The organism is Streptomyces vilmorinianum, from assembly GCF_005517195.1.
In the GTDB taxonomy this organism is placed as follows: Bacteria; Actinomycetota; Actinomycetes; order Streptomycetales; family Streptomycetaceae; genus Streptomyces; species Streptomyces vilmorinianum.
Genome location: NZ_CP040244.1, coordinates 2226981 through 2250526 on the forward strand (window position 1 = coordinate 2226981; position 23546 = coordinate 2250526).

At 72.8% G+C, this 23546-nt stretch carries 22 protein-coding genes; 11 read left to right on the forward strand and 11 right to left on the reverse strand.

Annotated elements, in window-relative coordinates; translation table 11 throughout:
* The first annotated feature begins 69 nt into the window (after positions 1-69).
* Complete coding sequence (locus FDM97_RS10390) at positions 70-1464, forward strand: alkaline phosphatase PhoX (RefSeq protein WP_137990118.1); 1395 nt, start codon at positions 70-72, stop codon at positions 1462-1464.
* Between the two features lie 445 nt (positions 1465-1909).
* Complete coding sequence (locus FDM97_RS10395; protein ID WP_137990119.1) at positions 1910-3487, forward strand: TROVE domain-containing protein; 1578 nt, start codon at positions 1910-1912, stop codon at positions 3485-3487.
* Positions 3488-3532: 45 nt separating this feature from the next.
* On the opposite strand, the gene FDM97_RS10400 is transcribed toward FDM97_RS10395, so the two are convergent.
* Complete coding sequence (locus tag FDM97_RS10400) at positions 3533-4756, reverse strand: TerD family protein (protein WP_175439082.1); 1224 nt, start codon at positions 4754-4756, stop codon at positions 3533-3535.
* A 36-nt stretch (positions 4757-4792) separates the two neighbouring features.
* Positions 4793-5032 (reverse strand): hypothetical protein, encoded by a 240-nt coding sequence (locus FDM97_RS10405; protein ID WP_175439083.1) that lies wholly within the window; start codon positions 5030-5032, stop codon positions 4793-4795.
* A gap of 100 nt (positions 5033-5132) precedes the next feature.
* Between FDM97_RS10405 and FDM97_RS10410 the strand changes: the two genes are divergently transcribed.
* On the forward strand, positions 5133-6071 hold the full coding sequence (locus tag FDM97_RS10410; RefSeq protein ID WP_137990120.1) for an AraC family transcriptional regulator: 939 nt from the start codon (positions 5133-5135) through the stop codon (positions 6069-6071).
* Between the two features lie 184 nt (positions 6072-6255).
* On the opposite strand, the gene FDM97_RS10415 is transcribed toward FDM97_RS10410, so the two are convergent.
* Entirely contained in the window at positions 6256-7065 is an 810-nt protein-coding gene (locus FDM97_RS10415; protein WP_137990121.1) for an NAD-dependent epimerase/dehydratase family protein, read from the reverse strand.
* A 202-nt stretch (positions 7066-7267) separates the two neighbouring features.
* Between FDM97_RS10415 and FDM97_RS10420 the strand changes: the two genes are divergently transcribed.
* The gene (locus tag FDM97_RS10420) at positions 7268-8197 is read left to right on the forward strand and encodes a 5-dehydro-4-deoxyglucarate dehydratase (protein WP_137990122.1); all 930 of its coding nucleotides are present in this window, start codon (positions 7268-7270) and stop codon (positions 8195-8197) included.
* Entirely contained in the window at positions 8194-9333 is a 1140-nt protein-coding gene (locus FDM97_RS10425; protein ID WP_137990123.1) for a hypothetical protein, read from the forward strand. The genes FDM97_RS10420 and FDM97_RS10425 overlap by 4 nt, the downstream gene beginning before the upstream one ends.
* A 182-nt stretch (positions 9334-9515) precedes the next feature.
* Here the strand turns inward: FDM97_RS10425 and FDM97_RS10430 are convergent, their stop codons facing one another.
* The gene (locus FDM97_RS10430; RefSeq protein WP_137990124.1) at positions 9516-10700 is read right to left on the reverse strand and encodes an MFS transporter; all 1185 of its coding nucleotides are present in this window, start codon (positions 10698-10700) and stop codon (positions 9516-9518) included.
* A 146-nt stretch (positions 10701-10846) separates the two neighbouring features.
* Here FDM97_RS10430 and FDM97_RS10435 point away from each other — a divergent pair, with 146 nt between their 5' ends.
* The gene (locus FDM97_RS10435) at positions 10847-12265 is read left to right on the forward strand and encodes an NCS2 family permease (protein ID WP_137990125.1); all 1419 of its coding nucleotides are present in this window, start codon (positions 10847-10849) and stop codon (positions 12263-12265) included.
* Positions 12266-12356: 91 nt separating this feature from the next.
* On the opposite strand, the gene FDM97_RS10440 is transcribed toward FDM97_RS10435, so the two are convergent.
* The gene (locus FDM97_RS10440; protein ID WP_137994757.1) at positions 12357-12746 is read right to left on the reverse strand and encodes a hypothetical protein; all 390 of its coding nucleotides are present in this window, start codon (positions 12744-12746) and stop codon (positions 12357-12359) included.
* A gap of 69 nt (positions 12747-12815) precedes the next feature.
* On the opposite strand from FDM97_RS10440, the gene FDM97_RS10445 reads away from it, so the two are divergent.
* A complete protein-coding gene (locus FDM97_RS10445) occupies positions 12816-13427 on the forward strand; it encodes a GNAT family N-acetyltransferase (RefSeq protein ID WP_137990126.1) in 612 nt (203 codons plus the stop codon).
* Here FDM97_RS10445 and FDM97_RS10450 read toward each other — a convergent pair.
* The 4 genes from FDM97_RS10450 to FDM97_RS10465 form a co-directional block, all read right to left on the reverse strand.
* Positions 13366-14814, reverse strand: coding sequence for a peptidoglycan D,D-transpeptidase FtsI family protein (locus tag FDM97_RS10450; protein ID WP_137990127.1), 1449 nt, complete (start codon positions 14812-14814; stop codon positions 13366-13368). The two genes, FDM97_RS10445 and FDM97_RS10450, sit on opposite strands and share 62 nt — an antisense overlap.
* A gap of 137 nt (positions 14815-14951) precedes the next feature.
* Positions 14952-15608: a response regulator transcription factor gene (locus FDM97_RS10455; protein ID WP_137994758.1), complete on the reverse strand. Its 657-nt coding sequence runs from the start codon at positions 15606-15608 to the stop codon at positions 14952-14954.
* Positions 15608-16849, reverse strand: a complete 1242-nt coding sequence (locus tag FDM97_RS10460) for a sensor histidine kinase (RefSeq protein ID WP_254705555.1) — start codon at positions 16847-16849, stop codon at positions 15608-15610. The genes FDM97_RS10455 and FDM97_RS10460 overlap by 1 nt, the downstream gene beginning before the upstream one ends.
* Positions 16846-17832, reverse strand: coding sequence for a hypothetical protein (locus FDM97_RS10465; RefSeq protein ID WP_137990128.1), 987 nt, complete (start codon positions 17830-17832; stop codon positions 16846-16848). Before FDM97_RS10465 ends, FDM97_RS10460 begins: the two co-directional genes overlap by 4 nt.
* A 162-nt stretch (positions 17833-17994) precedes the next feature.
* On the opposite strand from FDM97_RS10465, the gene FDM97_RS10470 reads away from it, so the two are divergent.
* A complete protein-coding gene (locus FDM97_RS10470) occupies positions 17995-18492 on the forward strand; it encodes a cupin domain-containing protein (RefSeq protein ID WP_175439084.1) in 498 nt (165 codons plus the stop codon).
* A gap of 37 nt (positions 18493-18529) precedes the next feature.
* Here the strand turns inward: FDM97_RS10470 and FDM97_RS10475 are convergent, their stop codons facing one another.
* Positions 18530-19300 (reverse strand): IclR family transcriptional regulator, encoded by a 771-nt coding sequence (locus FDM97_RS10475; protein ID WP_137990129.1) that lies wholly within the window; start codon positions 19298-19300, stop codon positions 18530-18532.
* A 118-nt stretch (positions 19301-19418) separates the two neighbouring features.
* Between FDM97_RS10475 and FDM97_RS10480 the strand changes: the two genes are divergently transcribed.
* Positions 19419-20912 carry an aldehyde dehydrogenase (NADP(+)) gene (locus FDM97_RS10480; protein ID WP_137990130.1) on the forward strand — a complete coding sequence of 498 codons (1494 nt, stop codon included), beginning with the start codon at positions 19419-19421 and terminating at the stop codon, positions 20910-20912.
* Between the two features lie 30 nt (positions 20913-20942).
* Here the strand turns inward: FDM97_RS10480 and FDM97_RS10485 are convergent, their stop codons facing one another.
* Positions 20943-21941 (reverse strand): zinc-dependent alcohol dehydrogenase family protein, encoded by a 999-nt coding sequence (locus FDM97_RS10485; RefSeq protein WP_137990131.1) that lies wholly within the window; start codon positions 21939-21941, stop codon positions 20943-20945.
* 87 nt (positions 21942-22028) lie between these two features.
* Between FDM97_RS10485 and FDM97_RS10490 the strand changes: the two genes are divergently transcribed.
* Positions 22029-22988 carry an AraC family transcriptional regulator gene (locus FDM97_RS10490; RefSeq protein WP_137990132.1) on the forward strand — a complete coding sequence of 320 codons (960 nt, stop codon included), beginning with the start codon at positions 22029-22031 and terminating at the stop codon, positions 22986-22988.
* Positions 22989-23034: 46 nt separating this feature from the next.
* Complete coding sequence (locus FDM97_RS10495) at positions 23035-23520, forward strand: GNAT family N-acetyltransferase (protein WP_137990133.1); 486 nt, start codon at positions 23035-23037, stop codon at positions 23518-23520.
* The last annotated feature ends 26 nt before the right edge of the window (positions 23521-23546 follow it).

Below are 23546 nucleotides of genomic sequence, written 5' to 3' on the forward strand. Positions count from 1 at the left end.
AACCCACGTTTATACGGGGGCGGGACCGTGTGCCCGGACACCGGGTGACGACAGGGAGACGACCACGCCATGCCTCTCAACCGCAGACAGTTCGCCAAGCAGTCCGCCGCCACGGGCGCCGGGCTCGTCCTGACCGGAGCCGTCGGCGCGCTGGCCACCGCGCCCGAGGCGCTGGCGCTCGGACACGGCCACCAGCTCGGATACGGGCCCCTCGTCGAGGACCCCGCGGGCCTCCTCTCCCTCCCCGCCGGGTTCTCGTACCGCGTCCTCACCCACAGCGGCGTCACCACGCTGGAGTCCGGCGAGTTCACGCCCCAGAAGCACGACGGCACCGCCACCTTCGCCGGCCCCCGCGGCACCACGCTCCTGGTCAACAACCACGAGCTCAAGGGCCCCCGCTCGAAGTGGCAGCACCCCGTCCCGCTCGCCGAGGGGCTCGTCTACGACCCGGCCGCGGCCGGCGGCTGCACGGTCGTGGAGGTGCACCGCGACGGCACCGTCGCCGAGTGGGTGGGCATCGCCGGCACCTCCACCAACTGCGCCGGCGGCCGCACCCCCTGGGGCACCTGGCTCACCTGCGAGGAGAACTCCGACCTCGCCGGCGAGAACGGCATGACCAAGGACCACGGGTACGTCTTCGAGGTCGACCCGTGCGACCGCCGTGCCAACCGCGACCCCCGGCCCATCAAGGCGTTCGGCCGCTACGACCACGAGGCCGTCGTCATCGACCCCAAGCGCGGCCACGCCTACCTCACCGAGGACGACTCCAAGCCCAACGGCCTCTTCTTCCGCTGGGTCCCGCCCGCCGGCTTCGAGCACGGCCGCGGCAGGCTCCGCACCCTCGCCGACGACGCCGGCGTCCTCCAGGCGCCCCGCTGCATCGACTCGGGCGGCCGGTTCGTCGACGACCTCTCCCGGGCCACCGGGATCGGCACGGTCTACGGCGTGGACTGGGTGGACGTCCCCGACCGCGACGGCCGCGAGGTCGCGGTCCGCGAGCAGTTCGGCCCCGCCGAGGTCACCCGCGGCCGCAAGCTGGAGGGCATGTGGTGGGGTGACGGGGGCGCCTACATCGTCTCCTCGTACGCCCGCGAGGAGAGCCCCGGCGCCGCGCACGACGGCCAGGTCTGGTTCTACGACCCCAAGCGCCGCACCCTCACCCTGAAGGTGCTGCTGGGCGTCAACCCGGCCCCGGAGGAGGACGGCGCGTACGACGGCCCGGACAACATCACCGTCTCCCCCTACGGCGGCCTCGTCATCGCAGAGGACGGCGAGGGCGTCTCGCACCTCTTCGGAGCCACCGAGCGCGGCAGGACGTACCCGATCGCCCGCAACGACCTGAACGACAGCGAGTTCGCGGGCGTCGTCTTCTCGCCCGACGGCGACACGCTCTTCGCCTGCATCCAGCAACCCGGCATCATGGTCGCGATCACCGGCCCCTGGCGCCGCCAGCCGCGCCACTGACCACGCCCCGGCCGACAAAACCGTTGGTGCGCCCGCGCGTTGTCCCCCTAAGGTGATGCTCGTCCAGGTGCGACAGGCAGGACCTACTTCCACTCATAATGGGGAGGCCGCGGGTTCGAATCCCGCCGCCGGCATTCGTGCCGGTGTAGCTCAGGGGCAGAGCACCAACCGTCGGTTCCGCCGGCCTTGATCTCTGGACACCACAACTTCATGCACCTCCCGGTGCGTTCTCGGGAGGCACAGCATCCGACGAGGGTGTCCGGTGCGCAGGCGACGGATACTTCATGGGGAACAGCGGGTTGCGGGTTCGAGTCCCGTCACGCCTTCGGGGCGTGTAGCTCAATTGGGTAGAGCAGCCGTTATATGGACCGTCGCCGACCTCTGAACTCGGGCATTCTCGTCGCTGTGTTTCCCCCTCGCTCTTCGAATTCGGGGGAATTCACACATGGCACGCTTCAACACCCGTACCACCAAGGCCCGCGTCACCTCGCCCGTGACCTCCGTCGGCGCCACCACCCGCACCCACGAGGGCGGCGTCGGTGTCCTCAGGGACGCGCGGTCCGAGCTCTTCCTGCTCGCGGTCACCAACTTCGTCTCGCAGCGCACCTTCTACGAGAGCGGCGCCGACCGCGACGACCGTTTCGCCGCGCTCGTGCGCAAGCTCGCCGTCGAGGACCCCGAGTGGACCGCAGGCCTGCTCGCCTGGCTGCGCCGCGACGGCAACATGCGCACGGCCTCCCTCGTCGGCGCCGCCGAGTACGTGAAGGCACGCCTCGACGCGGGCGCCGAGACCGGACCCACGAACCGCCGGGTCGTCGCCTCCGTCCTGCTGCGCGCGGACGAGCCCGGGGAGCTGATCGGCTACTGGACCTCGACGTACGGGCGGAACATCCCCAAGCCCGTGAAGCGCGGAGTCGCCGACGCCGTCCGGCGGCTCTACAACGGAAAGTCCCTGCTCAAGTACGACACCGTCGGCAAGGGGTACCGCTTCGGCGACATCCTCAACCTCGTGCACGCCTCGCCCGACCCGGAGAAGGCGTGGCAGGGCGAGCTGTTCCGGTACGCGCTCGACCGCCGGCACAACCCCGACACCGCCGTTCCCCCGGAGTCCGACCGCACGCTGACCGCCCACCGGGCCCTGATGGCGCTCCCGGTCGCCGAACGGCGTGCCGTGGTCACCGGACCCGACGGCGCGCGACGGCTGGCCGAGGCGGGGATGACCTGGGAGGCACTGGCGGGCTGGCTGCAGGGGCCGATGGACGCGGCGGCCTGGGAGGCCGTCATTCCCTCGATGGGCGCCATGGCGCTCCTGAGGAACCTGCGCAACTTCGACCAGGCGGGGGTCTCCGACGAGGTCGCGGCCCAGGTCGCGGCGAAGATCTCGGACCCGGTCGTCGTCGCGAAGTCGAAGCAGTTCCCGTTCCGCTATCTCGCCGCCTTCCAGCACGCACCCTCGCTGCGCTGGTCGTACCCGCTGGAGCGGGCGCTCGGTCACTCGCTGGCCAACGTGCCCGCGCTGCCGGGCCGGACCCTGGTCCTCGTCGACCGCTCGGGCTCGATGTGGACGAGGCTTTCGGACCGCTCGGAGCTCAACCGGGCCGACGCGGCCGCCGTGTTCGGCGCGGCGGTCGCGATGCGGGCGGCCGACGCCGACCTGGTCGAGTTCGGCACGAGCAGCGCCCGGGTGAAGTACCGGACGGGCGAGTCGGTGCTGAAGGTCCTCGGCCGTTTCGGCGAGCTCGGCGGCACCGACACCACCGAGGCGGTCCGCAAGCACTACAAGGGTCACGACCGGGTGCTGATCGTCACCGACGAGCAGGCCGCGTACAGCCACTACGGCGACCCGACCGCGCAGGTGCCGGACCGTGTTCCGGTCTACACCTGGAACCTCGCGGGCTACCGGACGGGCCACGCCCCCTCGGGAAGCGGCAACCGCCATACGTTCGGCGGCCTGACCGACGCCGCGTTCCGGATGGTTCCGCTGCTCGAGGCCGGCCGGAGCGCCGACTGGCCCTGGACGTGAGGAAGGGCCCGCCGGGTGACCGGCGGGCCCTTTCCGTACAGCGGATCAGAGCGCCTGGGCAGCCGGCTTCACCATGCCGCGGACCGTCCGGGACTTCACGAACTCGCCCATCGCGGTCATCTCCCACTCGCCGGAGAACTGCTTGATGAGCTTGGCCATCATCACGCCCGTCTGCGGCTCGGCCGTGGTCAGGTCGAAGCGGACCAGCTCCTCGCCGCTCGCGGCGTCGATCAGCCGGCAGTAGGCCTTGGCGACCTCGGTGAACTTCTGGCCGGAGAACGAGTTGACCGTGAAGACCAGGCCGGTGGCGTCCGCCGGGAGACGGCCGAGGTCGACGACGATGACCTCGTCGTCGCCCGCGCCCTCGCCGGTCAGATTGTCGCCGGAGTGCTTGATCGCGCCGTTCAGGATCGAGAGCTTGCCGAAGTAGCAGCTGTCCAGGTGGTTGCGCTGGGGGCCGTAGGCGATGACCGAGGCGTCGAGGTCGATGTCCTTGCCGCGGTACGCGGGCTCCCAGCCGAGGCCCATCTTGACCTGGGAGAGCAGCGGGCGGCCGCCCTTGACCAGCGACACGGTCTGGTTCTTCTGCAGGCTGACCCGGCCCTTGTCCAGGTTGATCTTTCCGGTGGAGACCGGGGCGGCGGCCGGCGCGGCGGCGGGCGGCGGGGGCGTGGTCGCGGCGAGCCGCGGGTCGACGGGGGCGGCGACCGGAGGCGCCACGGGAGGCGCCACAGGAGGTGCCACGGGAGTGGGGGCGGCCGCGGGCTCCTCGTCCACCGAGACGCCGAAGTCGGTCGCGATGCCCGCGAGCCCGTTCGCGTACCCCTGGCCCACGGCACGCGCCTTCCAGGCGCCGTTCCTGAGGTAGATCTCCACGATCACCAGCGCCGTCTCCGTACCGAGCCGCGGCGGGGTGAAGGTGGCGAGGACCTGGCCGTCGTCGGCGTTGCGGATCGTCGCCGTGGGCTCGATGCCCTGGAACGTCTGGCCGGCCGCGTCGGGGCTCGCGGTGACGACGATCTTCTCGATGCCGGGCGGCACCGCGCCGGTGTCCACCAGGATCGCGTCCGGAGCCGCCCCGCCGCCGGAGCGGTAGGTCACACCGGGGCCGGAGGGCTGGTTGTAGAAGATGAAGTCGGCGTCCGAGCGCACCTTGCCGTCGGCGGTGAGCAGCAGGCCCGAGACGTCGAGCCGCACCGGAGCGGCGACGTCCACCGCCACGCGCGCGGCGGACAGAGGGATGTTCGAGCCGGGGGTCATAGCGGTCATGCCAGAGGTAACGAGCGAGACCGCTTTGCCGTTCCCTTACCTTCGCCCGGTTCGGCCACCCTGGTTACGCGGGTGATTGCGGGCCGCCCGCTCGTTGCCGAACTTGTACGCGCCCGTCCAGCGCGCCATGACCAGCTGGGCGTCCCCCGACCCCACCTCCGCCAGGAACTTCTCCGCACGTCCCCCGCGCAGGGTGCCCGCGGCGCGCCCGCGGTGGGTGAGGACGACCGTGCCGTCCGCACGCTGCTCGTAACCGAATCCATGAGGCTGTGGCATGACGGGCATCCTGCCGTTCCCGGGCAGGTCCGTCATATGAATATTCGGGTTGATCGTATTCTTGCCGCTCGTGGGTGGGAGCTCTTTCAGAACGCGGGACGTGGACGAGGCGCGGCAGGAGATCGACGCGCGGTACTACGCCAACTTCATGGACGTCATCGAGCGGCAGGAACGTCCCTTCGCCGCCCGGTTCGACACGGTGGACCTGGGGCCGCTGGTCATCGGCGACCTGTCCTGCGGGGCGGACGTGCGGATGCGCTTCGGCGAGCTCGGGGCGTTCCACGTCAACGCCCCGCTGTCGGGGACGATGGAACTGCGGCAGGGCGGCCGCGCCCCGGTGCTGGCGACGCCGGCCGAGGCGGTGGTGCTCGATCCCTCGGGGGACACCTTCCTGGACCGCTGGAGCGGGGACTGCCGGGCCCTCTCCGTCAAGATCGACGCGGCCGCGCTCCGCGAACGCCTGGAGCGCCTCATCGGGCGGCCGCCGCATGGCGCCCTCGCCTTCGAGCCGCGTCTGGACATCACGCGCGGCCCCGGCCTGAGCTGGGTGCGCCTCGCCCGGCAGGTGGCGCACGAGGCGCTTGCCGGGGACAGCCTGGCCCACCATCCTCTGGTCGCCGCACCCCTGCAGGAGGCGCTGCTCAACGGGCTGCTCCTGGCCGCCGAGCACCCCTGGCGCGAGGAGCTCGCCCACCCGGGGGAGCCGCTGCGCCCGGCGCCCGTCAAGCGCGTGATGGACGCGGTGCGGGCCCGCCCGGAGCACCCGTTCACCACCACCGAGCTCGCCGGCCTGGCCAGGGTCGGCGTGCGCCGGCTGCAGGAGTCGTTCCGCGAGCACGTGGGCATGTCACCCATGGCGTACGTACGGGACGTCCGTCTCGAACGGGTCCATGAGGAGCTGCGGGGCGCCGCGCCCGACGAGCTGAGCGTGAGCGAGGTGGCCTGGCGCTGGGGGTTCGCGCACCACGGGAGGTTCGCGGCGCAGTACCGGACCCGGTTCGGCGAGACGCCCTCGCAGACGCTGCGCTCGACGCGGTGAGCCGCCGGCCGGCCGGACCCGCCGCGTTCCGCGGACAGTCGCCGCGCTGAGCGGATCGCGGTGGGCGGCGCGGCGCCCTACCGTTCCCTGTGTCGCGTGTGCAGCGCATGCCGTGACCCGGGCCCCGGCCGGCCGCCCCCGCATCAGTCCGGCCGGGCCCGCGTACTCCTCGTGCGGGGCAGTGCTAGTAGGGCCAGCGCGGCGGTTCGGTGCAGAAGTGGCCGCCCAGGTGCGCGTTCGCCGGATCGTCGTCGTCCGGCAGCCCCTGCTCCGCGATGATCCGCTCCGCGTACGCCTCCGAGTCGTCCTGCGGCTCGTAGCCGAGCGCCCGGGCGGAGGAGAGGTCCCACCACAGCCGGGTGTTGGCGGAGGAGCCGTACACGATGGTGTGGCCCACGTTCTCGGCGGTGAGCGCCGCGTGGAAGAGCCGGGCGCAGTCGGCGGGGCTCAGCCACATCGACAGCATCCGCACCGAGGTCGGCTCGGGGAAGCACGAGCCGACCCGTACGGAGACGGTCTCCAGGCCGTGCAGGTCCCAGTAGAACTGGGCGAGATCCTCGCCGAAGCACTTGGACAGGCCGTAGAAGGTGTCCGGCCGGTGCGGGGTGTCCACGGGGATCACCGGGTCGTCCGCGCGCGGCCGCGGGGTGAAGCCGACGGCGTGGTTGCTGGAGGCGAAGACGATCCGGGACACCCCCTCCTCGCGCGCGGCCTCGTAGAGGTGGTGCAGGCCGGTGATGTTGGCGGCCAGGATCTTCTCGAAGGTGGACTCCAGGGAGATTCCCGCCAGATGGATGATCGCGTCGACACCGCGGACGGCCTCGCGCAGCGCCTTGCGGTCGGCGAGGTCGGCGATGATCGCGTCCGGAGCGCCGTCGACGGGTGCCAGATCGAGCAGCCGGAGCTCGTATCCGTACGCGGGCAGCAGCTCGCGCATCAGCGTGCCGACGCCCCCGGCGGCGCCGGTGAGCAGGACGGTGCGGGGTGTGGGCATGTACGGAATCTCCGTCCGTGGATCCTATTCACAACCGTGGACAATCGTGGCCACGCTAGGGAGTGGGTGAGGGAGCGTCAAGAGTGCACGGTGAGACGGGTTTGCGCCTTGACCGGCCCTTTGGCGCTGCCCTAGCGTGGGATCGTTCATGCATATGGACGATAGTCAGAATGATGCACGACGGACTTCTCTGGGAGCGCCCGTGATCTCAGCCCCGCTCGCCGACCGGCTCGACGGCCTGCTGTTCTTCCCCGTCACCGCCTTCGGCCCGGACGGCACCGTCGACCTCGACCTCTTCCGCGCCCATGTGCGCGGCGGCATCGAGGCGGGCGCCGCCGCGGTGTTCGCCTGCTGCGGCACCGGCGAGTTCCACGCTCTCACCCCCGAGGAGTTCCGCGCCTGCGTCGCCGCGGCCGTGGAGGAGTCGGCAGGCCGGGTCCCCGTCGTGGCCGGCGCCGGCTACGGCACGGCGCTCGCGATCCGGTACGCGAGGCTCGCCGAGGAGGCCGGCGCCGACGGACTCCTCGCCATGCCCCCGTACCTCGTCGTCGCCGACCAGGCGGGGCTGCTGCGCCACTACACCGAACTGGCCGCCGCCACCTCGCTCGACGTCATCGTCTACCAGCGCGACAACGCGATCCTCACCCCCGAGACCGCCGTCGCCCTCGCCCGCGTCGAGGGCGTCATCGGCCTCAAGGACGGCCACGGCGACCTCGACCTGATGCAGCGGATCGTCAGCGCCGTCCGCGCCGAGGGCCTCGGCCTGCTCTACTTCAACGGCCTGCCCACCGCGGAGCTCACCGGACTCGCGTACCGGGGCATCGGCGTCACCCTCTACTCCTCCGCCGTCTTCTGCTTCGCCCCCGACATCGCCCTCGCCTTCCACCGGGCCCTCGCGACCGGCGACGACGCGACCGTGGAACGGCTCATCGACGGCTTCTACCGGCCGCTCGTCGACCTGCGGGCGAAGGGACGCGGCTACGCGGTCTCCCTCGTCAAGGCAGCCGTACGGATGGGAGGCCTGGACGTCGGCGAGGTACGGCCGCCGCTGAGCGAGCCCACGCCCGAGCACCTGAAGGAGCTCGCCGTGATCATCGAGCGCGGCCGGGCGCTGCTGGGAGGCGACGCGTGAGGACCGGGGCCTTCGTCTACCCCTGGGACGTCGTCGGCGACCCGGCGGCGCCGGGCCTGCTCGCGGACCTGGGCCTCGCGCAGCTCACGCTGGCCTCCGCGTACCACTCCACGCGCGCGCTGACGCCCCGGCATCCGGGGCACCGGATCGTCACCGCCGCGTACGCCGCCGTGCTCTACCCACCGGACGGGGACCGCTGGTCCGGACGGGCCCTGCGGCCCTACCCGGCGGGGGAGTGGGCGCCCGGGGACGCGTACGGCGAGGCCGCGGGCGCGCTCGCCGACGCGGGCCTGGAGGTCCACAGCTGGGTGGTCCTCGCCCACAACTCCCGCCTCGGCGCCGAACACCCGGGGACCTCGGTCGTCAACGCGTACGGCGACCGCTACCCCTGGGCGCCGTGCATCGCGCGGCCGGAGGTCCGCGCGTACCTGGTGGACCTGGCGGCCGAGGCGGCGGTACGGCCCGGGGCGGCCGGCACCGAGCTGGAGTCCTGCGGCTGGTACGGCCTCGCCCACCTCCACGCCCACGACAAGACCGCGGGGGTCGCCCTCGGGGAGCGCGAGCAGTACCTGATGTCCCTGTGCTTCTGCCCCTCCTGCAAGGAGGGGTACGGGGAGGAGGGCGTCGACCCCGACGAGCTGGCGGCGGCCGTGCGGGGCGCGCTGGAGCCGGTGTGGTCCGGATCCGGGGGCCTTGCCGCGTCCGCGCTCGCCGCCTTCGAGGAGCCGGTGCTCGCCTGGCGTGTCCGGACCGCCCGCACGCTCCAGGAGTCCGCGGTGGCCGCGGTCCGTGCGGCCGCCCCGCCCGGCTTCCGCGTCCTGCTCCACGCGGACCCGCACCCCCACCGCTGCGGCGCCGACGTGGGCACCGACCCCGCCCACGTCCTCGCCCACGCGGACGGCGTCGTCACCCCGGCCGCCTCCGTGTCCCCCTTCGCGGCCCAGGCACGCCCGGACACCGCCCTCGTCGCCAACCTCGGTGTGGTGACGGGCATGGGCGGCTCCCCGGCCACGCTGGTCGAGGACGCCAAGCGGGCGGCGTCGGAGGGAGCCACCGAACTCCGGCTCTACCACGCGGGCCTGGCCTCGGACCCCGACCTGACGTCGGTCCGGGAGGCCCTGCGGTCGCTGGGCTGAGACGGGGACGCGGCGGGCGCGTGCGGATGGGGGCGGCTGTTGGGCGTGCGACGGCTGCGGCCGGTGGCTCCGCACCGGCCCGCGACGCTCGTCGCCGTGCCTGCGGTCGGGCGCCGTCGAGCGTGTGCTCGGCCGGCTCGCCACGGAGTCGCAGGCCCAAGCCCGCGGGCGGTCGCGCCTTCTCAGGCGCCCGCCCGCACCTCCGCGCGTGTGCGCCCGCGGGCGGCCAGAACGATCGCGCCCGTCAGGCCCGCGGCGGTCAGCAGGGGCAGCAGCGCGCGGATGTCGAGGACGGCGACCAGGCCCGCGCCCGCCGCCAGGGCGAGCGCGTTCGGGACGAAGAGGAGCGTGTGGGCCGTCGCCGCCGCGCGGCCCACCGCGGTCTCCGGTGCCTCGCGCTGGACCGCCGTCATGGCCGCGATCAGAACCCACGGCAGGCCCAGGCCGATCACCGCGCTCGCCGCCAGTGCCACCCCGTCGTGCGGGACCGCGCGGGCGCCCGCCGCCAGGGCGAACAGGGCCAGGCCGGCGGTGGCGAGCAGCCGCTCCGGGATCCGCCGCAGCAGAGGCCCGGCCGCCAGGCCCGCGACGACCGAGCCCGCGCCCTGGACGGCGTACAGCACCCCCGCGTACGCGGGGGAGTGGCCGAGCCCGCGGTCCACCACGGCGTAGATCGCCGCACCGTTGACCCCGGCGAGCAGCATCGTGAACGAGCCCGTCAGGACCAGCGGGCGCAGCACCGGAGAAGCGCGGATCGTGCGCAGGCCCTCCGCCGTGTCCCGGAGCCAGTGCGCCGTCGCCGGGCGCGCCGGCTTCTGCTCCCGTACCCGCATCAGCGCGAACACCCCCGCCGCCACCGCGAACGTCGCCGCGTCGAGGAGCGCCACAGGCCCGCCCCCGTACCGCGCGAAGAGACCGGCCGCGGCGAGCGGGGCGATCAGCTTCACGCTCTCGTTGACCGTCATCCGCAGCCCGTTGAAGTCCGCGAGGAGCCGCTTGTCGAGCACGCTCGCCGCCAGCGCGGCCTGCGCCGCGTCGTGGACGGTGCCCTGGGCCCCGTACAGCACCAGCACCGCGAACAGCAGCCACACCCGGTCCGCCGCGTCGACCCACACCAGCGCCGGCAGCAGACCCGCCATCGCCGCGTTCGACCACACCATCAGCGGCCGCCGCCGTACCCGGTCGACGACCGTGCCGAGCAGCGGACCGACGAGCGCGGGCGCCCACAGCGCGAACACGGTCAGTGCGGCCAGACTGTCCGAGCCGGTCAGGGACTTGACCCAGATCCCCGAGGCCAGCCACATCGCCGTCGTACCGAAACCCGAGACCAGGATTCCGGTGAGATAGAGACCCGCCGTCCACTTCATACCCGCAGCCTGGGCTCTGAGGTGGCCCTCGCGGATCGGACAGATGCCCTGGAGACCGGGCGGTGAGATCGCGTCCGTAACACGCAGGACACCTGAACCGGCTTACGGCTGGGCACAATCCAGCCACCCGTTTCCCGAGGAGAGCCATGTTCGACACAAGAACCAACCCGGTCGACCGCTATTTCGCGATCAGTGAGAGGGGGTCGACCTTCGGCCGGGAGATACGCGGCGGCTTCGCCACGTTCTTCACGATGGCCTACATCCTCGTGCTCAATCCGATCATCCTGGGCAGCGCGGAGGACAAGTTCGGCCACCAGCTCAGCGGGGCCCAACTGGCCACCGTCACCGCCCTGGTGGCGGCCGTCATGACCGTCGTCATGGGCGTCGGCGGCAACCTGCCGCTCGCCATCGCCGCCGGACTCGGCCTGAACGCCGTCGTCGCCTTCCAGCTCGCACCCCTCATGAGCTGGCAGGACGCGATGGGGCTCGTGGTCCTCGAAGGCATCCTGATCTGCGTCCTGGTGGTGACGGGGCTGCGCGAGGCCGTCATGCACGCCATCCCGCACGCCCTCAAGCAGGCGATCAGCGTGGGCATCGGCCTCTTCATCGCCTTCATCGGCTTCGTCGACGCCGGCTTCGTGACCCGCATCCCCGGTGAGACCGGCTCCGTGCCCGTCCAGCTCGGCGCGAGCGGCCACCTCTCCGGCTGGCCCGTCCTCGTCTTCTGCCTCGGCGTCCTGCTCACCGTCGCGCTCATGGCGCGCAAGGTGAGGGGCGCGATCCTCATCTCCATCGTCGTCATGACCGTCGTCGCGATCGCCGTCAACGAGATCGCCGACGTGCCGGCGCTCGCCTGGGGCCTGACCGTCCCGGCCGTGCCCGACGACATCGTCGCCGCCCCCGACTTCGGCCTCGTCGGCTCCTTCAGCCTTCTCGGCGCCTTCGAGCAGATCGGGGTCGTCACCCTCGTCCTGCTCGTCTTCACCCTCCTCCTCAGCGACTTCTTCGACACCATGGGCACCGTCGTCGGCGTCTCCAGCGAGGCCGGACTCCTCGACGAGCAGGGCAAGGTCCCGCACCTCGGCCGGGTCCTCCTCATCGACGGCGCCGCCGCCGTCGCGGGCGGCGCCGCCTCCGCCTCCTCCAACACCTCCTACATCGAGTCGGCGGCCGGCGTCGGCGAGGGCGCCCGCACCGGCTTCGCCTCGGTCGTCACCGGCGGCCTGTTCGCCCTGGCGCTCTTCCTCACCCCGCTGGCCACCGTGGTCCCCGCCCAGGCCGCCGCGCCCGCCCTGGTCGCCGTCGGCTTCCTGCTGATGTCCCAGGTGCGGCACATCGACTGGACCAGCTACGAGATCGCGATCCCGGCCTTCCTGACGATCGCCGTGATGCCCTTCACGTACTCGATCACCAACGGCATCGGCGCCGGCTTCCTCGCCTACGTCGTCATCAAGGCCGTCATCGGCAAGGCGCGCGAGGTGCACCCGCTGATGTGGGGGACGGCTGTCCTGTTCGCCGTCTACTTCGCGATCGACCCGATCGAGCAGCTGCTCGGCGTCAAGTAGCGCCATCCACACGGGAGACGGCGAGCAGTGCGGCGCGTGCGGCATCGCACAGCTCGTCGTCCTCCGGGGCCGAGACCCGCGAGAGGGTCGTTCACGCCACGGCGTTCTTCCGGGCCCGGTTCTCGAACCGAAGGGCCGCCCCCGTCACCACCGCGCCCAGGCCCTCCCACAGGCCCACACCGAGGAAACCGGCAGGCGCCCGGCCGGTGACGACGGCGAGGGTGAAGACGGCGCAGGTGAGGAGGCGGAACGGGACCGTCCAGCGGAAGAAGGGCTTCCAGTCGGCCAGCGAGGCCAGGACGTAGTAGACGCCCATATTGAGCGCGGCCATGGACGAGGCGGTCAGGAAGACGAGGGTGTGGTCTCCCTGCGCGCGGTTCGCGTCGGGTATGGGGTCGAAGCCCATGACGGTGAGCATGGCGTCGGGCGTCACGAGACCCACCACCCCCAGCGCCGCGGCGAGCAGCCCGAAGACCGCCATGGTCCAGCCGGACAGGGAACGGGGCAGGCGCACGGCGGTCCTCCGCAAGATCGAAACTATGCTCGGTTCATGAGTGACCTTGCATACCGTGTCGCGGGGCCCGCCGACCAATCCGCCGTCGCCGCACTCGACGACTCCTTCACCACCGACCACGTCTACGAAGTCGCCGCCGGCGACATCGGGTTCGGGCTGCGGCTCGTCGCCGTCGACCCGCCGCTCGTCAAGGTCTTCCCCGCCGACGACGACACCGACGACGAGGAGGAGGAAGGCGGCGCGGACCACGAGATCGTGGCCGTCGACGCCGACGGGACGCTCTGCGGGTTCATCGCCGTCGACGTCGAGGAGTGGAACCGGCGTCTCGTCGTCCGTCAGGTCACCGTCGCCCCCGCCCACCGCGGCCGCGGCATCGGCGGCGAGCTGATGCGCCGCGCCCTGGCCCACGGCCGCGAGCGCGGCGCCCGTACCGCCTGGCTGGAGGTCACCAGCGTCAACGTCCCCGCGGTACGGGCCTACCGGCGCATGGGCTTCCGGCTCTGCGGACTGGACACCACGCTCTACACCGGCACCGCCTCCGAGGGCGAGACCGCGCTCTTCATGGCCAAGTCCCTGGACCGCCGGCTCACCTCAGCGCCGCCTTCATCATCTTCTGCGCCACCGGAGCCGCCAGCCCGTTGCCGCTGACCTCCGAGCGCGCCGCGCCCGAGTCCTCGATCAGGACGGCGACCGCGACCTCCTTGCCGGTGTCCGCGTCCTTCGCGTAGGACGTGAACCAGGCGTACGGCGTCTTGCTGTTGTTCTCGCCGTGCTGGGCGGTACCGGTCTTGCCGCCCACCTCGGCGCCGCCGATCGCCGCGTTCGTGCCCGTGCCCTTCTCCACCACGGTCACCATCGCGCCGCGCAGCTGCTCCGCGGTCGAGGAGGAGACGATCCGCCGGGTGTCCCCGTCCTTGAAGGACGCGAGGGCATCACCGTCGGAGTCGACGACCTCGGAGACCATGTGCGGCGACGCCATGAGCCCGTCGTTGGCGATCGCCGCGGACACCATGGCCATCTGGAGCGGGGTCGCCGTCACATCGAACTGACCGATACCGGTCAGCGCGGTCTGCGCCTTGTCCATGCCGGACGGATACACACTCGCGTACGCGCGGACGGGCACGTCCTGCTCGTCGTCGTTGAAGCCGAACTTCTCCGCCATCGCCTTCACCTTGTCCTGGCCGAGATCGACGGCGATCTTGGCGAAGACGTTGTTGCAGGAGTACCGCAGCGCGGTGCGGATCGTGGCGTTCTCGCAGGGCGCCGAGGGGTTCTCGTTCTCCAGATGGCGGGTGGAGCCGGGCAGCTTGTACGGGTTCGGGCTGTCCGTCGCCGTGTCCACGGAGCCGTACAGCCCGTTCTCCAGCGCGGCCGCCGCGACGACCAGCTTGAAGGTGGAGCCGGGCGGCAGCGGCTGCCGCAGCGCGCGGTTGACCAGCGGCTTGTCCGCGTCCGTGGTCAGCTCCTGCCAGCTCGCCCCGTCCGACATCCCGGCGATCTTCGACGGGTCGTACGAGGGCGTCGAGACCATCCCGAGGATCCGGCCGGTCTTCGGGTCGATGGCGACGGCCGCGCCCTTCTTGTCGCCGAGCGCCTCGTAGGCCGCCTTCTGCACGGCCGGGTCGATCGTCGTGACGACGTCGCCCGGCTCCTGCTGCTTGCCGGTGAGCGCGTCCAGCGGGTTCTTCAGACGGGTGTCGGTGCCGTCCAGGACGTCGGAGTAGATGCCCTCCAGCTGCGTGGCGCCGTACGCCTGTGAGCTGTAGCCGGTGACGGCCGCGTACAGCTCGCCGTCGGTGTAGCCGCGCTTGTACGCGAGATCGCTGCCCTCCGTCTTCTTCGAACCGGTGACCGGCGAGCCGGCCACGATGATGTTCCCGAGCGGCTGCGCGTACCGCGCCATGACGTTCCGCCGGTTGTGCTTGTCGTCCGCGAGGGCCTTGGCTTCGTACCCCTGCACCCAGGTGGCCCGCCCGAGGAGGGCCAGCACGAGGAGCAGCGAGAAGACCGAGGCGCGCCTGATCGTCTTGTTCATCCCATATGCGGGACGAGTGGGGTGGGGGGAGTCGTTCCGGATGTGTCCGGTTTCTCAGGGAACCTTCATGTGGCTCCCGGGCCCCTCACCCGGGCCCGCCGCACCCCCGCCCCACCCCGCACCCCCGCCCGCCCGCCTCACCGCGGGCTGACGAACCCCGACTCGTACGCCAGGATCACCGCCTGCGTGCGGTCCCGCGCCCCCGTCTTCGCCAGGACCGCCGCCACGTGGGTCTTCACCGTCGCCGGGCCGACGCCCATCCGCCCGGCGATCTCCGCGTTCGTCAGGCCCGTCGCCACCTGGCGCAGCACCTCGGCCTCCCGCTCGGTCAGCCGGGCCACCCAGGGCGGGGCCACCGGGGGCCGGCGGCGGGCGTGCTCGGCGGCGAGGCCCCGTACCGCCGCCGGGTAGAGCAGGGAGTCGCTGCGCGCGACCAGACGGACCGCGCTCACCAACTCGTCCGCGGCCGCCCGCTTCAGCAGGAACCCGGCCGCGCCCACGCGCAGCGCGTCGTACACGTACGAGTCGTTCTCGAACGTCGTCACCACCACGATCCGCGGCGAGCGCTCCGCCCCCGCCGTCCCCGCCAGGATCTGCTCCGTCGCCCGGATCCCGTCGATCTCCGGCATCCGTACGTCCATGAGCACCACGTCCGGTTGCCGCTCCCGCACCACCGACACCGCCTCGGCACCCGTGGACGCCTCGCCCACGACCTTCAGGTCCGGCTCCGCGTCGAGGATGACTCGCAGGGCCGTCCGCACCATCCGCTCGTCGTCGGCGAGGACGATCCTGATCACCGCGCACCTGCCAGGGGCAGCCGGGCGGTGAGCCGCCAGACGCCGTCCGCCGGGCCGGCCTCGGCCGTGCCGCCGAGCAGGCGGGCCCGTTCCTGTACGCCGAGCAGGCCGCGGCCTCCGTCGGGGCGGGCCACCGGTGCGCCGGCGGGCATCGGGTTCTCCATCGTGATCTCCAACTCGTCGTCGTCCAGGGCGAGTCGCCCTGTCACGGGCGCGCCGCACGCGTACCGGGCCGCGTTCGTCAGGCCTTCCTGGACGATCCGGTACGCCTCTCTCGACACCGGCTCCGGTACGCGGTCGAGCGCCCCGGTCACCGTCAACGCCACCCGCGGCCCGGCGCCCCGCACCAGCGCGTCCAGGGCGTCGAGGCCCGGTCCCGCGAGGTCGCCCTCGTCCTCGCCCCTGCGCAACAGGCCGAGGACCGAGTCCAGTTCGCCGACCGTGCGCCGGGTGGTCTCCTCGATCGCCGCCAGCGCCTCCCGTACGAACTCCACATCGGAGTCCAGGACGCGGCGCGCCGCGCTCGCCTGGAGCGTGACCGCGCTCAGCGCGTGGCCGACCGAGTCGTGCAGTTCGCGGGCGAGCCGGTTGCGCACGGCCAGCTCGGCGGCGCGGCGCTCGGCCGCCGCGAGCCGGTCCGCCGGGCTCGGCCCGAGCAGCGACGGTGCCTGCCGGGCGAGGAACGCCCCGGTTGCCGCGGCGACCGCCGCGAGCGCCACCAGCATCGACAGCCCCGCGGGGATGCCCGCCCAGATCAGCCAGACCTGGTCCAGACCCCAGAACCGGCCGAACTCGGAGTCCCGCAGGGCGCTGGAGAAGGGCAGCGCCATCAGGCTGACCGCGAACGGCGGCACCGCGAGGCTGGCCCCGCTGACCAACGCGCCGGTCCCGACGTGGAGCGTGAACCAGCCGGCTGTCCGCGTCTTGGCGTCGCGTCCCCGGGCCGGCCCGTCGGCGAACCGGTCCGCCGCCACCCCGCACAGCGCCCTGGCCGCCGCCACCGACATCGGCCGGGCCAGCGGGAAGAGAGCCGTGACGGCGGCGAGCGGCAGCCCCACCGCGTACGCCCCGAGCTGCGTGGCCAGGCCCGACGAGAACATCGGCTGCCCGTCGGAGAGCGGCGCCAGGATCACGGTGCCGACCAGCCAGTACGGCATGAACAGGGCGCCGCCCAGGATCAGATGGAGCCAGCGCAGCCTGGCCCGCCGCCCGAACAGGGCGCCCCGGAACGGTCTCACGCGCTCGCGCTCCGCCGCCGCAGGAAGACGGCCACGCAGGCGGCCAGCAGGAACCCGGTGATCATTTCCCCAGCGTAGGTCAGCTGCATCAGGCCCGTGGGCTCCTTGGCGGGATCGGTCTCCGGCATGAAGGTCACGAGGAGCAGGTAGCCGCCCCAACAGCCCACCCCGCCCGAGCCGACCCAGCCGAGCCCCAGCACCGTGCGCACCGAGAGCGACCGGCCCCACTGGAAGACCAGGGCCAGGACGAAGACCACGGCGACCGCGAGGAACAGCAGCCGCAGCCCTTCGAGGACGTAGAAGTCCCCGTCCCTCTGGGCGATCCGCGACGCCGGGAGCCCGGTCGTGGAGCCCGCGGCCCACAGCACGTGGATCACGGTGGGGACGAGGGCGACCAGGCCGGCCGTGACCGCCGTGGCGCGGACACCGGTACCGGAGAAGCGGGCGGGCAGATCGCCGAGGGTGCCGCGCCAGACATGGCCCCAGCGGTCGCGGGCGTAGAGGAAGAACAGGGTGCCGAGCGCGAGCCCCTGGACGATGAAGCCGCCGTAGACCGTGCCGAAGACCCATTCGTCGAGGAAGGGTTCCTTGCTGCTCGTGGGCAGGGGGTCGGCGAAGAGGGACGCGACCGTCTGGGCCGGGAAGCCCACCATGATCGGGGCGAGCAGACCGGTCGCCACCCACATCGGGAAGGCGAGCAGCCAGGTCGGCACGCGCCGCCCCCACGCCTGGGTGAGCAGCAGGGCGAGGACCACGACGGCGGCGTCCATCACCACCGAGATCGCGTTGACGGTGGCCATCAGCTCCCGGTTGTCCAGAAGCGGGCTGCCGGCCGGGATGCCGATCTCGCTGCCCGCGACCCAGGCGATCTTGAGTGAGATGTACGGGAGGCAGGCGACGACGGCCGAGGCGCGCAGGATCCGGCGGGCGGTGCTCGGCCGTCCGGTCGGCGCGGGGGCGGGGAGAGGAGCGGTCTGTGTCATGGCTCCACGCTCCCGCGCGGGCCCCTCCGCTCACCTCCTGCGCAGCGACGAACCGCCTCCGCCGCATGGGGGAGACGGCCCTCCACCTCCCTGAATTGACCCATGTTCTCCGAGCGGAAATGCACCCCTCACCCGGTCACTGGCGCTCGTAAAGTGATCTTTATGAACACGACGCAGTCCTTCGCCCCGCTCCTCACCCGCGCCGCCACCGCCGAGACCACCGCCGACCCGAGCAGCGTGATGACGCTCCTCGCCGACTCCGACACCACCGGGGGACAGCTCACCAGCTACCGCTCGACCTTCGCGAAGGGTGCCGTGGGCGCCCCGGCGCACTTCCACACCAAGGCGTCGGAGATGTTCTACGTGCTCGGCGGCTCGCTGCAGGTGCTGCTCGGCGAGGAGCTGACCGTCCTGGAGCAGGGCGACTTCCTGCTCGTGCCGCCCCACATCCCGCACGCCTTCGCCGCCGCGCCGGGCGCCGAGGCCGACGTCCTGTTCGTCTTCACGCCGGGCATGGCCCGCTTCGACTACCTGCGGCTGCTCGGCCGTGTGATGCGGGGCGAGGCGAGCTTCGAGGAGATCAAGGAGTCCTCGGAGAAGTACGACAACCACTACGTCGACAGCCCGGTGTGGCGGCAGGCGCTCGCGGCTCGGGCCTGATCGGCGGCTACGGGACCCTGATCGGCGGCTACGGGAGTCAGAGCCTGCGGGTCGCCAGCGTCAGCCGGTCGCGGGCGTCGAACAGCGCGTCCTTGATCATCTGCTCGTGTCCGGGGGTGAGCCGGGCCACCGGCACCGAGCAGCTGATCGCGTCCCGCGCCGGGGTCCGGTAGGGGATCGCGATGCCGAAGCAGCGCAGTCCGAGGGTGTTCTCCTCGCGGTCCACCGCGTACCCCTGCTCGCGGACGAGGTGCAGCTCCTCGATGAGCTTCTCGCGGTCCGTGATCGTGTGCTCGGTCAGCGCCGGCAGCGTCTCCGGGAGCAGCTTGCGGACCTGTTCGTCGCTGTGGGTGGCGAGCAGCGCCTTGCCGAGCGAGGTGGAGTGGGCGGGCAGCCGGCGGCCGACCCGGGTGAACGGCCGCAGATAGTGCTGGGACTGACGGGTCGCCAGATACACCACGTTCGTGCCGTCGAGCCGCGCCAGGTGGATGGTCTCGGTGGTGTCGTCGGAGAGCCGGTCCAGGGTGGGGCGGGCGGCGGCCACCACCTCGTCGCCGTCGATGTACGAGGTGCCCACCAGCAGGGCCCGCACCCCGATGCCGTACCGCGTGCCGGTCGCGTCCGTCTCCACCCAGCCGAGCTCGACCAGGGTGCGCAGCAGCATGTACAGGCTGGACTTGGGGTAGCCGACGGCCTCCTGGACGGCGGCCAGCGAGTGCATGCCGGGGCGCCCGGCGAAGTACTCGAGCAGTTCCACCGTACGTACCGCGGACTTGACCTGAGCCCCGCCCGTGTCGGCAGTCGACATCGCCCTCGCCCCTCTCGCTGGTGCCTCTTGTGGAGACGGCACGCCCGTCAATAGAGTCCCGTTCATCTACAGGAACCTTGTTCAGAATAGCGAACAGAGCGTGAAGAGGGGTGTGGCGGTGGCAGCGGAACCAGTGTGGAGTGTGGACCCCCGGACGGGGAAGCCGCGGGAACAGGTTGCGGTGGAGGCCACAGCGGAGGAGATCGACCGGGCCGTCCGCGCCGCGTCCGCCGCCCGTGAGGCGCTCGCCGACCGTACGGCGCGGGCAGCCCTGCTCCGTGCCGCGGCCGACCTCCTCGACGAGGCGGGCGAGCACGTCATCGAGGCGGCCGACGCCGAGACCGCGCTCGGGCCGGTCCGGCTGACCGGTGAACTGGCCCGCACCACGGCCCAGTTGCGGTCCTTCGCGGACGTGGTCGACGAGGGCTCCTTCCTCGACGTCCGTATCGACCTGCCCGACCCGACGGCGATCCCGCCCCGGCCCGACCTGCGCCGCTGGAAGATTCCGCTCGGCGTCGTCGCCGTCTACGCGGCCAGCAACTTCCCGCTCGCGTTCTCCGTCCCCGGCGGGGACACCGCGAGCGCCCTCGCGGCCGGCTGCCCCGTCGTGATCAAGGCCCACCCGGACCACCCGGCGACCTCGGAGCTGTGCGCCTCCCTGCTGCGCCGGGCCGCGGCCGCGGTGGGGCTGCCGGAGGACGTGGTCGTCCTCGTCCACGGCTTCGACGCCGGGGTGGAGCTGGTCCGCCACCCGCTGGTCGCGGCGGCCGGCTTCACCGGTTCCGTACGCGGCGGGCGGGCGCTCTTCGACGCGGCGGCGGCCCGGCCCGTCCCCATCCCCTTCCACGGCGAGCTCGGCTCGCTCAACCCGGTCGTGATCACCGGCGCGGCCGCCGAGGAGCGCGCGGCGGAGATCGGCGCCGGACTCGCGGCGTCCATGACGATGGGCCAGGGCCAGTTCTGCACCAAGCCCGGCTTCGTCCTGGCGCCCACGGGCGAGGCGGGCGACCGGTTCGTCTCCGCCGTGACGGACGCCGTCAGCGAGACCGAGCCCGGCGTGATGCTCGACCACCGGATGCGGGGCTCGTTCGTCACCGGAACCCAGGAACGCGCCGAACTCCCCGGGGTCACCGCGCCGGTCCTGCCCGGCTCGGGCGGGGAGCACACGGTCAACGCGGGCTTCCTCACCGTGGACGCCGCAGCCCTGCTCAAGGGTGAGCACGACGCCCTCCTGGAGGAGTGCTTCGGCCCGGTGACCGTGGTCGCCCGCTACGACTCGCGGGAGGAGATCACCGGGGTCCTCTCCCGGCTCCCCGGAAACCTCACCGCCACCCTGCAGATGGCGGAGGAGGACCCCGACGCGGCCGGGCTGCTCGCCGAACTGACCCCGCTGGCGGGCCGCGTGCTGGTCAACGGCTGGCCGACCGGCGTCGCGGTGGCGGGCGCGCAGCACCACGGCGGGCCCTACCCGGCCACCACGTCCACCTCCACCTCGGTCGGCGCGACCGCGATCGAGCGCTGGCTGCGCCCGGTCACCTACCAGTCGACCCCGCAGCACCTGCTCCCGCCGGAGCTGCGCGACGACAACCCGCTGGGGCTGCCGCGCCGCTGACCCCCGGCCCGTACCGGGGGTCCCCGGGGCTCACACCCGCACCACGATCTTCCCGGTGTGGGTGTTGGTCTCCATCAGCCGGTGGGCGTCGGTGATCCGCTCCAGACCGTCGAAGGTCTCGGCGATCACCGGCGCCAGCGAGCCGTCGCGCAGCCCGGACCCGATGAACCCGGCCATCCGCCGCCGCCCCTCCGCCGTGCGCACCACCGCCCCGTTGGCGTATTCCCGCACGGTGAGCGGCCAGTTCAGGGACAGGGCGGCCGGCCGGTGGTCGAGCCAGCCGTACAGGACGGCCGTGCCGCCCGGCTCCAAGGCATCGCCGAGCCGGGCGAACCCCGGCCCGCCGACGGCGTCGAAGACCACCTGCGCGCCCCGGCCCCCGGTGATCCGCCCGACCTCCTTCACCACGTCCTCGCTGTCGGTCGTGATCACGTGCGCCGCGCCCAGGTCGAGCAGCCGCTGCCGCTTCCCCTCGCCCCGCGTCGTGGCGACCGGGACCGCCCCGGCCCGCAGCGCCACCTGGACGGCTGCCGTACCGACCCCGCTGGACGCCCCGGTGATCACCACGTGGTCGCCCGGACGCAGCCCGCCCGCCTCCACCATGCCGCCGTACGCGGTGGAGTACGTCAGCCACGAGGCGGCCGCGGTCACGGCGTCCACGCCCTCCGGCCGGCGCACCACGTACTCCTCGGGGAGCACGACCCGCTCCGCGTGCACCCCGTGCACCCCGAAGTCGAAGTTGGCTGCGGCCATGACCGGGTCGCCCGCCGCGTACGCGGTGACGCCTTCGCCGACAGCCTCCACCACGCCCGCCGCCTCGTAGCCGAGCCGGGAGCCGGGGAGCGTCGCCGGGTAGTAGTAGGTGCCCGCGCGGAAGAGCGCGTCGGCGCGGTTGAGGCCGATCGCCTCGACCCGGAAGAGCACCTCGCCGGGGCCGGGAGCGGGAAGGGGGACGTCCTCGACCCGGAGCATCTCGGGGCCGCCGATCTCGTGGAAGAGCACCGCACTTGTCATCTGGTGAGTCGTCATGCGATCGACCGTAGGCAGGCGTGGTGAGACGATCCATGTCTCGTCGACTCCCCTCCATGTCCGCACGTCTCGCGGTACGGTGCGGGCATGGACGTACTGAGCGATGCCGTCACGGCCATGCGCACCGGGCGGCCGCACTCCTCCCGTACCGTCAACTCCGGCCCCTGGGGCTTCCGTTTCCCCCCGGGGAAGGGCGCCGGATTCCATGTGCTGGTCCAGGGCTCCGCGTGGCTGATCCCGCCGGACGGCGACGAGCCCGTCGAACTCCGCCCCGGCGACGTGGTGCTCCTCGCCCACGGCACCGGCCACGGGCTCGCCGGCCGGCCCGACAACCCGCTCGTCGACGCCGTGCAGGCCCCCGACGGTTCGTGGCCCACCCCGCCCGACCGCGCACCGGCCGCCGCGGACGAGACCCTGCTGCTGTGCGGCGCCTACCAGGTGAGCCGGGCCCGGGCCCATCCGCTCTTCACCGAGCTGCCGCCCTTCGTGCACATCCCCGCACGGACCGGCGCCCACCCCCGGCTGCGCGCCGCCGTCGACCTGCTCGGTGCCGAACTGGCCGACCCGCAGCCGGGATCCGACGCGCTCGTGCCCGCCCTGCTCGACACCCTGCTGCTTCTGCTGCTGCGCACCTGGTGGCTGACCGAGCGCCCCGACCGCGCGAGCGGCTGGTCCGCCGCGCTGAGCGACCCGGCCGTCACCGCCGCGCTCCGCGCGATCCACGCGGACCCGGCCCGGCCGTGGACCGTGGAGGAGCTCGGGGCCGAGGGAGGCCTCTCCCGCGCGGCCTTCGCCCGCCGCTTCACCACGCTGGTGGGACAGCCGCCGCTGGCGTATCTCACGTGGTGGCGCATGACGACGGCGGGCCGTCTGCTGCGGGCGGACGACCGGCCGCTGCGGGCCGTGGCCCAGCAGTCCGGCTACACCTCGGAGTTCTCCTTCGCCAAGGCGTTCAAGCGGCAGTACGGGATGGCGCCCGGCCAGTACCGCCGCCGCCCGGCGGCCGCGTCGCCGCAGGACTCGTCCGTGCCGGGAACCCCGCGCTGAGCGCCGGGTCCGCAACCGCCGGCCGGCTTGGCGCGTCCTCGTGGTCGTGATCAGACACGCGACCGCCGACGACCTCGACACCATCGCCGCCCTGCACCTGGAGGCCCGGTCCACCTACTACCGCGGCCACATCCCCGACACCGAGTTCGCCGGCCCGGAGGAGCTCGCCCGCACCCGGGCCGGGTGGAGCAGGGCCGTCGGGCGTGGTGACGTGCTCTGCGCCGAGCGGGACGGCGAGATCGCCGGTGTCGCCGCGTACAGCAGAGGCGACGGGCCCGAGGGGACGGTGACGCTCACCCAGCTCCACGTCCTGCCCACGCACTGGCGCCGGGGCGTGGGCACCGAGCTGCACACCGCCTGCCTGGACGCCTGGCGCACCGACGGGGTCACCGCCGCCCGCCTGGAGGTCTTCGAGAAGAACGAGCGGGCCCAGGCCTTCTACGCCGCCCGCGGCTGGACCCCGGACACCGAGGCCCCGCGCTCCGGCACCCATCTCGTGCTCCGCCTCACAATGGAGCCCGCCGCGGAATGATTCCGGCGCGCGGCGGTGTTCCCGCC

Bases quoted from the DNA above. Each gene is read 5' to 3' on its own strand.
- FDM97_RS10390 (WP_137990118.1), top strand. From the start codon at position 70: ATGCCTCTCAACCGCAGACAGTTCGCCAAGCAGTCCGCCGCCACGGGC.
- FDM97_RS10395 (WP_137990119.1), top strand. From the start codon at position 1,910: ATGGCACGCTTCAACACCCGTACCACCAAGGCCCGCGTCACCTCGCCC.
- FDM97_RS10400 (WP_175439082.1), bottom strand. From the start codon at position 4,756: ATGACCGCTATGACCCCCGGCTCGAACATCCCTCTGTCCGCCGCGCGC.
- FDM97_RS10405 (WP_175439083.1), bottom strand. From the start codon at position 5,032: ATGCCACAGCCTCATGGATTCGGTTACGAGCAGCGTGCGGACGGCACG.
- FDM97_RS10415 (WP_137990121.1), bottom strand. From the start codon at position 7,065: ATGCCCACACCCCGCACCGTCCTGCTCACCGGCGCCGCCGGGGGCGTC.
- FDM97_RS10430 (WP_137990124.1), bottom strand. From the start codon at position 10,700: ATGAAGTGGACGGCGGGTCTCTATCTCACCGGAATCCTGGTCTCGGGT.
- FDM97_RS10435 (WP_137990125.1), top strand. From the start codon at position 10,847: ATGTTCGACACAAGAACCAACCCGGTCGACCGCTATTTCGCGATCAGT.
- FDM97_RS10440 (WP_137994757.1), bottom strand. From the start codon at position 12,746: ATGGCGGTCTTCGGGCTGCTCGCCGCGGCGCTGGGGGTGGTGGGTCTC.
- FDM97_RS10445 (WP_137990126.1), top strand. From the start codon at position 12,816: ATGAGTGACCTTGCATACCGTGTCGCGGGGCCCGCCGACCAATCCGCC.
- FDM97_RS10450 (WP_137990127.1), bottom strand. From the start codon at position 14,814: ATGAACAAGACGATCAGGCGCGCCTCGGTCTTCTCGCTGCTCCTCGTG.
- FDM97_RS10465 (WP_137990128.1), bottom strand. From the start codon at position 17,832: ATGACACAGACCGCTCCTCTCCCCGCCCCCGCGCCGACCGGACGGCCG.
- FDM97_RS10470 (WP_175439084.1), top strand. From the start codon at position 17,995: ATGAACACGACGCAGTCCTTCGCCCCGCTCCTCACCCGCGCCGCCACC.
- FDM97_RS10475 (WP_137990129.1), bottom strand. From the start codon at position 19,300: ATGTCGACTGCCGACACGGGCGGGGCTCAGGTCAAGTCCGCGGTACGT.
- FDM97_RS10485 (WP_137990131.1), bottom strand. From the start codon at position 21,941: ATGACGACTCACCAGATGACAAGTGCGGTGCTCTTCCACGAGATCGGC.
- FDM97_RS10490 (WP_137990132.1), top strand. From the start codon at position 22,029: ATGGACGTACTGAGCGATGCCGTCACGGCCATGCGCACCGGGCGGCCG.